Source organism: Pseudomonas sp. BN606 (genome assembly GCF_029873115.1).
In the GTDB taxonomy this organism is placed as follows: domain Bacteria; phylum Pseudomonadota; class Gammaproteobacteria; order Pseudomonadales; family Pseudomonadaceae; genus Metapseudomonas.
The window spans coordinates 84,612-93,289 of record NZ_SSOF01000061.1 but is presented as its reverse complement, the minus strand read 5'-3'; the positions used below and the strand labels follow the sequence as shown (position 1 = coordinate 93,289).

General features: G+C 64.6%; 7 protein-coding genes. All 7 read left to right on the top strand.

Features of this window, described 5'->3' with window-relative positions; all coding sequences use genetic code 11:
• Nucleotides 1–1,002: serine hydroxymethyltransferase (gene glyA / locus E8E75_RS10900; RefSeq protein WP_280358726.1), on the top strand; the 1,002-nt coding region annotated here is incomplete at its 5' end.
• A 15-nt stretch (nt 1,003–1,017) separates the two neighbouring features.
• Nucleotides 1,018–2,268, top strand: coding sequence for a sarcosine oxidase subunit beta (locus E8E75_RS10895; protein WP_120653445.1), 1,251 nt, complete (start codon nt 1,018–1,020; stop codon nt 2,266–2,268).
• Nucleotides 2,269–2,279: 11 nt separating this feature from the next.
• Nucleotides 2,280–2,606, top strand: a complete 327-nt coding sequence (locus E8E75_RS10890) for a sarcosine oxidase subunit delta (RefSeq protein ID WP_120653444.1) — start codon at nt 2,280–2,282, stop codon at nt 2,604–2,606.
• Nucleotides 2,603–5,620 carry a sarcosine oxidase subunit alpha gene (locus E8E75_RS10885; RefSeq protein WP_153920355.1) on the top strand — a complete coding sequence of 1,006 codons (3,018 nt, stop codon included), beginning with the start codon at nt 2,603–2,605 and terminating at the stop codon, nt 5,618–5,620. The genes E8E75_RS10890 and E8E75_RS10885 overlap by 4 nt, the downstream gene beginning before the upstream one ends.
• On the top strand, nt 5,613–6,242 hold the full coding sequence (gene soxG, locus E8E75_RS10880; protein WP_120653442.1) for a sarcosine oxidase subunit gamma family protein: 630 nt from the start codon (nt 5,613–5,615) through the stop codon (nt 6,240–6,242). The genes E8E75_RS10885 and soxG overlap by 8 nt, the downstream gene beginning before the upstream one ends.
• Nucleotides 6,243–6,389: 147 nt before the next feature.
• The gene (gene purU / locus E8E75_RS10875) at nt 6,390–7,253 is read left to right on the top strand and encodes a formyltetrahydrofolate deformylase (RefSeq protein ID WP_120653441.1); all 864 of its coding nucleotides are present in this window, start codon (nt 6,390–6,392) and stop codon (nt 7,251–7,253) included.
• 213 nt (nt 7,254–7,466) lie between these two features.
• Nucleotides 7,467–8,666: a formaldehyde dehydrogenase, glutathione-independent gene (gene fdhA, locus E8E75_RS10870; RefSeq protein WP_120653440.1), complete on the top strand. Its 1,200-nt coding sequence runs from the start codon at nt 7,467–7,469 to the stop codon at nt 8,664–8,666.
• Nucleotides 8,667–8,678 lie beyond the last annotated feature (12 nt).

Here is an 8,678-nt window from a genome sequence, read left to right as displayed (position 1 = left end):
CTGTTCGGCGCCGACTACGCCAACGTCCAGCCGCACTCCGGTTCCCAGGCCAACAGCGCCGTCTACCTGGCCCTGCTGAACGCCGGCGACACCATCCTCGGCATGAGCCTGGCCCACGGTGGCCACCTGACCCACGGCGCCAAGGTGTCGTCTTCCGGCAAGCTGTACAACGCTGTGCAATACGGTCTTGATACCGCCACCGGCCTGATCGACTACGACGAGGTCGAGCGCCTGGCTGTCGAGCACAAGCCGAAGATGATCGTTGCCGGCTTCTCCGCCTACTCCAAGACCCTCGACTTCCCACGCTTCCGCGCCATCGCCGACAAGGTGGGTGCGCTGCTGTTCGTCGACATGGCCCACGTCGCCGGCCTGGTCGCCGCCGGCCTGTACCCCAACCCGCTGCCCTACGCCGATGTGGTTACCACCACCACCCACAAGACCCTGCGCGGTCCGCGTGGCGGCCTGATCCTGGCCAAGTCCAACGAAGAGATCGAGAAGAAGCTGAACTCCGCCGTATTCCCCGGCGCCCAGGGCGGCCCGCTGATGCACGTGATCGCCGCCAAGGCCGTGTGCTTCAAGGAAGCGCTGGAACCCGGCTTCAAGGATTACCAGGCCCAGGTGATCAACAACGCCCAGGCCATGGCCAAGGTGTTCATCGATCGCGGCTACGACGTGGTGTCCGGCGGTACTGACAACCACCTGTTCCTGGTCAGCCTGATCAAGCAGGGCAAGACCGGCAAGGAAGCGGACGCCGCCCTTGGCCGCGCCGGCATCACCGTGAACAAGAACGCCGTACCGAACGACCCACAGTCGCCTTTCGTGACCTCGGGCATTCGCATCGGCACCCCGGCCATCACCAGCCGTGGCTTCAAGGAATCGCAGAGCACCGAACTGGCTGGCTGGATCTGCGACATCCTCGACCACCTCGGCGATGCCGACGTCGAAGCCCAGGTGGCCAAGCAGGTTGCCGGCCTCTGCGCCGACTTCCCCGTCTACCGCTGATCCAGGAGTCCGAGCATGCAACGTTATTCCGGCTTCGGCCTGTTCAAGCACTCCCTGAGCCACCACGAGAACTGGCAACGCATGTGGCGCAATCCGACGCCGAAGCCGGTCTATGACGTGATCATCGTCGGTGGTGGCGGCCATGGCCTGGCCACTGCCTACTACCTCGCCAAGGAATTCGGCGTGAAGAACGTCGCGGTGGTGGAGAAGGGCTGGCTGGGCGGCGGCAACACCGCGCGCAACACCACCATCGTCCGCTCCAACTACCTGTGGGACGAGGCGGCACAGCTGTACGAGCACGCGATGAAGTTGTGGGAAGGCCTGTCCCAGGACCTGAACTACAACGTGATGTTCTCCCAGCGCGGTGTCTACAACCTCTGCCACACCCTGCAGGACATGCGTGACTCGGCGCGCCGGGTGAACGCAAACCGCCTGAACGGCGTCGACGGCGAACTGCTGGACGCCCGCCAGGTAGCCGAGGAGATTCCTTTCCTCGACTGCAGCAAGAACACCCGTTATCCGATCATGGGTTCCACCGTTCAGCGTCGTGGGGGCGTGGCCCGTCACGACGCCGTAGCCTGGGGCTACGCTCGCGCCGCCGACGCCCTGGGCGTCGACCTGCTGCAGAACACCGAGGTGCTCGGTTTCCGCAAGCAGGATGGTGCGGTGATCGGTGTCGAGACCAATCGCGGTTTCATTGGCGCCAAGCGCGTCGGCGTGGTCACCGCCGGTAACTCCGGCCACATGGCCAAGCAGGCCGGTTTCCGCCTGCCGCTGGAATCCCACCCGCTGCAGGCCCTGGTGTCCGAGCCGATCAAGCCGATCATCCACAGCGTGATCATGTCCAACGCCGTGCATGGCTACATCAGCCAGTCGGACAAGGGCGACCTGGTCATCGGTGCCGGTATCGACGGTTACAACGGCTACGGCCAACGTGGCTCCTACGGGACCATCGAACACACCCTGCAGGCCATCGTGGAGATGTTCCCGATCCTCTCCCGCGTGCGCATGAACCGTCAGTGGGGCGGCATCGTGGATACCACCCCGGACGCCTGCCCGATCATCTCCAAGACCCCGGTGAAGAACCTGTTCTTCAACTGCGGCTGGGGCACCGGCGGCTTCAAGGCCACTCCGGGTTCGGGCCACGTCTTCGCGGCGAGCCTGGCGCGTGGCGAGATGCACCCGCTGGCCAAGCCCTTCTCCATCGACCGTTTCCATACCGGCGCACTGATCGACGAGCACGGCGCCGCTGCCGTGGCTCACTAAGGAGAATCGCCATGCTGCACATTTTCTGCCCCTACTGTGGCGAGCTGCGCTCCGAAGAGGAATTCCATGCCAAGGGCCAGGCGCACATTCCGCGCCCCCTGGACGCCAACGCCTGCACCGACGAGGAGTGGGGCGACTACATCTTCTTCCGCGACAACCCGCGCGGCATCCACCACGAGCTGTGGGTGCACGCTGCCGGCTGCCGCAAATACTTCAACGCCACGCGCCACACCGTGAGCTACGAGATCCTCGAAACCTACAAGATCGGTGAGAAGCCCACTGTCACCGAGGCCAACGTCGGCGACAAGAAAGCCGCGACCGCAGGAGTAACGGCATGAGCCAGGTCAATCGCCTTCCCAAGGGTGGCCGCGTCGATCGCAGCCAGCCGCTGACCTTCACCTTCAACGGCCAGAACTATCAGGGCTTTGCCGGCGACACCCTGGCAGCCGCATTGCTGGCCAACGGCGTCGATATCATCGGCCGTAGCTTCAAGTACTCCCGTCCGCGCGGCATCGTCGCCGCCGGTGCGGAAGAGCCCAATGCCGTGCTGCAGATCGGCTCCACCGAAAGTTCCCAGGTGCCGAACGTACGTGCCACCCAGCAGGCCCTCTATGCAGGCCTGGTGGCGACCAGCACCAACGGCTGGCCGAATGTGAACAACGACGTCATGGGCATCCTCGGCAAGGTCGGCGGTGGCATGATGCCGCCCGGGTTCTACTACAAGACCTTCATGTATCCGCAGAACCTGTGGCTGACCTACGAGAAGTACATCCGCAAGGCCGCCGGCCTCGGTCGTGCGCCCCTGGAAGTCGACCCGGACATCTACGACCACCTGAACCAGTACTGCGACGTGCTGGTGGTCGGCGCCGGCCCTGCTGGTATCGCCGCTGCACTGGCCGCCGGCCGCAGCGGTGCCCGCGTGATCCTGGCTGACGAGCAGGAAGAGTTCGGCGGCAGCCTGCTGGACACCCGCGAGACCCTGGACGGCAAGCCCGCCTCGGAATGGGCGGCCAAGGCCATCGCTGAACTGGCGAAACTGCCGGAAGTGACCCTGCTGCCGCGCGCTACGGTGAACGGCTATCACGACCACAACTTCCTCACCATCCATCAGCGCCTGACTGACCACCTGGGCGAAGTCGCGCCCCATGGCCAGGCCCGTCACCGCGTTCATCGCGTCCGCGCCAAGCGTGTGGTGCTGGCCGCCGGTGCCCACGAGCGTCCGCTGGTGTATTCGAACAACGATGTCCCCGGCAACATGCTCGCCGGCGCCATCTCCACCTACGTGAATCGCTATGGTGTGGCCCCGGGCCGCCAACTGGTGCTGTCCACCAACAACGACTACGCCTACCGTGTCGTGCTGGACTGGCTCGACGCCGGCCAGAAAGTGGTGGCCGTGGCCGACGCCCGCAGCAACCCGCGCGGTGCCTGGGTCGAAGAGGCCCGCGCCCGTGGCGTACGTATCCTCACCGGCAGCGCCGTGGTCGAGGCGCGTGGCAGCAAGCGCGTCACAGGTGCCCGCATCTGCGCCATCGATCTGAAGAGCCACAAGGTCACCAGTCCGGGTGAAGTGGTGGAATGCGACCTGATTGCCAGCTCCGGCGGCTACAGCCCGGTGGTACACCTGGCGTCGCACCTGGGCGGCAAGCCGACCTGGCGTGAAGACATCCTCGCCTTCGTGCCCGGCGAGGGCTTCCAGAAGCGCATCTGCGCCGGTGCCGTGAATGGCGTGTTCGGTCTGGGCGATGCTCTGGCCGACGGTTTCGAGGCCGGTGCCAAGGCTGCTGGCGAAGCCGGCTTCAAACTGGTCGAAGGCACTCTGCCCAAGACCGAGAAACGTAAGGAAGAAGCGTCCGTGGGCCTGTTCCAGGTGCCCCACGACAAGTCCACTTCCCGCGCGCCGAAGCAGTTCGTCGACCTGCAGAACGACGTCACCTCCGCCGGTATCGAACTGGCCACCCGTGAAGGTTTCGAGTCGGTCGAACACGTCAAGCGCTACACCGCGCTGGGCTTCGGTACCGACCAGGGCAAGCTGGGCAACATCAACGGTCTGGCCATTGCCGCCCGTTCGATGGGCATCAGCATCGCCGAGATGGGCACCACCATGTTCCGCCCGAACTACACCCCGGTGACCTTCGGCGCGGTAGCCGGTCGTCACTGCGGTCACCTGTTCGAGCCCAAGCGCTACACCGCGATGCAGCGCTGGCATCTGGAGCAGGGTGCGGAGTTCGAAGACGTCGGCCAGTGGAAGCGTCCGTGGTACTTCCCCAAGCGCGGCGAAGACATGCACGCCGCAGTGGCCCGCGAATGCAAGGCCGTGCGTGACAGCGTGGGCATCCTCGACGCTTCCACCCTGGGCAAGATCGATATCCAGGGCCCGGATGCGCGTGAGTTCCTCAACCGCGTGTACACCAACGCCTGGACCAAGCTGGACGTGGGCAAGGCCCGCTACGGCCTGATGTGCAAGGAAGATGGCATGGTCTTCGACGACGGCGTGACCGCCTGCGTCGGCGAGAACCACTTCATCATGACCACCACCACCGGCGGTGCCGCTCGGGTGATGGAATGGCTGGAAATCTACCACCAGACCGAATGGCCGGAACTGAAGGTGTACTTCACCTCGGTCACCGACCACTGGGCCACCATGACCCTGTCCGGCCCCAACAGCCGCAAGCTGCTGGCCGAAGTTACCGACATCGACCTGGACAAGGATGCTTTCCCCTTCATGACCTGGAAGGAAGGCCTGGTGGGTGGCGTACCGGCACGAGTGTTCCGCATCTCGTTCACCGGTGAGCTGTCCTACGAAGTCAACGTGCAGGCCGACTATGCCCTGGGCGTTTGGGAAAAAATCGTCGAGGCGGGCAAGAAGTACAACCTGACCCCCTACGGCACCGAAACCATGCACGTACTGCGGGCCGAGAAGGGCTTCATCATCGTCGGCCAGGACACCGACGGTTCGGTGACCCCGGACGACCTGAACATGGGCTGGTGCGTCGGTCGCAACAAGGCCTTCTCCTGGATCGGCTGGCGTGGCATGAACCGCGAGGACTGCCTGCGCGAAGACCGCAAGCAACTGGTGGGCCTCAAACCCATCGATCCGAACAAGGTGCTGCCGGAAGGCGCCCAGCTGGTGTTCGATCCGAAGCAGTCCATCCCCATGAAGATGGTCGGCCACGTCACCTCCAGCTACATGAGCGCGACCCTGGGTTATTCCTTCGCCATGGCCGTGGTCAAGGGTGGCCTCAAGCGCATGGGCGAGCGCGTGTTCGCGCCGCTGGCCGATGGCAGCGTGATCGAAGCCGAAATCTGCAGCTCCGTGTTCTATGACCCGAAAGGGGACCGCCAGAATGTCTAACGTGAACGTCTACAAACAGCGTCCTGATGCCGCCCATGCCGAATCGCCGCTGTACCACGCCGGCCTCGACGAGCTGGCGCGCAAAGGCAAGAGCAGCGCAGGGGTTACCCTACGCGAGAAGAAGCTCCTCGGCCACCTGGTGATCCGTGGTGACGCCAAGGACCCGGCTTTCGCTGGTGGCGTGCACAGCGCCCTGGGCCTGGAGCTGCCGGTGGCCCTGACCCTGGTAGCCAGTGGCGAGACTTCGCTGCAGTGGCTGGGGCCGGACGAGTGGCTGCTGATCGTGCCGAGCGGCCAGGAGTTCGAGGTCGAACAGCGTCTGCGCAAGGCGCTGGACGGCCAGCACATCTCCGTGGTCAACGTCAGCGGCGGCCAGACCATTCTCGAGCTCTCCGGGCCCAAAGCCCGCGAGGTCCTGATGAAGTCGACCCCCTACGACGTGCACCCGAGCAACTTCCCGGTGGGCAAGGCCGTTGGCAGCACCTTTGCCAAGGCCTCGCTGGTGATTCGCCATACCGGCGAAGACACCTGGGAACTGCTGATCCGCCGCAGCTTCTCCGACTACTTCTGGCTCTGGCTGCAGGATGCCAGCGCGGAATACGGACTGGCGGTGAAGGCCTGACCGATACGGGTTCCTCGTAGGTTGGTGCAGAGCGCAGCGAAGCCCAACGACTCGGGGCCCGGATGGACTTCAGGGAGCGCTGCGCGCTCCTTGTTGGGCTTCGCAAGCTCAGCACCAACCTACGTTGTTGCGCCGTTGGAGATCGAGATGAGCCGCACACCCGATACCTGGATTCTCACCGCCCACTGCCCGAGCGTGCTCGGTACCGTGGATGCAGTGACGCGCTTTCTCTTCGAGCAGCGCTGCTACGTCACCGAACACCATTCCTTCGATGACCGGCTGTCTTCGCGCTTCTTCATCCGTGTCGAGTTCCGCCAGCCGGACGACTTCGACGAGCAGTCCTTCCGCGCCGGCCTCGCCGAGCGCCTGGCGCCCTTCGATATGCAGGTGGAACTGACGCCGCCCGGTTATCGCGCGAAGGTGGTGCTGATGGTGTCCAAGGCCGACCACTGCCTGAACGACCTGCTCTATCGCCAGCGTATCGGCCAGTTGGCCATGGATGTGGTCGCAGTGGTGTCCAACCACCCGGACCTGGAGCCGCTCGCCCGCTGGCACGGGATTCCCTATCACCACTTCCCCCTCGACCCGAACGACAAGCCGTCGCAAGAGCGCAAGGTGTTGCAGGTGATCGAGGACACGGGTGCCGAACTGGTGGTGCTCGCCCGCTACATGCAGGTGCTGTCACCCGAGTTGTGCAAAAGGCTCGATGGCTGGGCAATCAACATCCACCACTCGCTGCTGCCCGGCTTCAAGGGCGCCAAGCCCTACCACCAGGCCTACCAGAAGGGCGTCAAGCTGGTGGGGGCCACGGCGCATTACATCAATAACGACCTGGACGAAGGTCCGATCATCGCCCAGGGCGTCGAAGCGGTGGATCACGCGCACTACCCCGAAGACCTGATCGCCAAGGGCCGCGACATCGAGTGCCTGACCCTGGCCAAAGCCGTCGGCTACCACATCGAACGCCGGGTGTTCCTCAACGCCAACCGCACGGTGGTGCTCAACGCTTGAGGCTTTTCCCCTCTCCCTTCCGGGAGAGGGTCGGGGGAGAGGGTGCGCCTTCTTCCGTCAGATTCAATGGTGCGCACGGCGCACCCTGCTTTCACGGAGTCCGCCTCTGCCAGGTTTCACCGGTGGGCTCCGGCAACAGACGCAAGCTCCAGTGCAAGGCCGCGTGGCCGTCGGTCGCGCCTTTGTATTCACAACAACAACGGAGAATTACGCATGTCTGGTAATCGTGGTGTCGTTTATCTCGGTTCGGGCAAGGTCGAAGTCCAGAAGATCGACTACCCCAAAATGCAGGACCCTCGCGGCAAGAAGATCGAGCACGGGGTCATCCTGAAAGTCGTCTCCACCAACATCTGCGGCTCGGACCAGCACATGGTGCGCGGTCGTACCACCGCCCAGGTAGGCCTCGTGCTTGGCCACGAGATCACCGGTGAGGTGATCGAGAAGGGCCGTGACGTAGAGAACCTGCAGATCGGCGACCTGGTTTCCGTACCCTTCAACGTGGCCTGCGGCCGCTGCCGTTCCTGCAAGGAAATGCACACCGGCGTTTGCCTGACCGTCAATCCGGCCCGCGCTGGCGGCGCCTACGGCTATGTCGACATGGGCGACTGGACCGGTGGCCAGGCCGAGTACGTGCTGGTGCCCTACGCCGACTTCAACCTGCTCAAGCTGCCGGATCGCGACAAGGCCATGGAGAAGATCCGTGACCTGACCTGCCTTTCCGACATCCTGCCCACCGGCTACCACGGCGCCGTAACTGCCGGCGTTGGCCCGGGCAGCACCGTGTACGTGGCCGGTGCCGGCCCGGTCGGCCTGGCCGCTGCCGCCTCCGCTCGCCTGCTGGGCGCCGCCGTGGTTATCGTCGGCGACCTCAACCCCGCCCGACTGGCCCACGCCAAGGCGCAGGGCTTCGAGATCGCCGACCTGTCGCTGGACACCCCGCTGCACGAGCAGATCGCTGCGCTGCTGGGAGAGCCGGAAGTGGATTGCGCGGTGGATGCGGTGGGCTTCGAAGCTCGCGGCCACGGCCACGAAGGTGCCAAGCACGAAGCCCCGGCCACTGTGCTGAACTCGCTCATGCAAGTCACCCGCGTGGCCGGCAAGATCGGTATCCCCGGCCTTTACGTCACCGAAGATCCGGGTGCCGTGGACGCCGCGGCGAAGATCGGCAGCCTGAGTATTCGCTTCGGCCTCGGCTGGGCGAAATCCCACAGCTTCCACACTGGCCAGACCCCGGTGATGAAGTACAACCGCGCACTCATGCAAGCGATCATGTGGGACCGCATCAATATCGCCGAAGTGGTGGGCGTGCAGGTCATCAGCCTGGACGACGCACCGCGTGGCTATGGCGAGTTCGATGCCGGCGTGCCGAAGAAGTTCGTCATCGACCCGCACAAGACCTTCAGCGCGGCCTGATCGACTGCAATA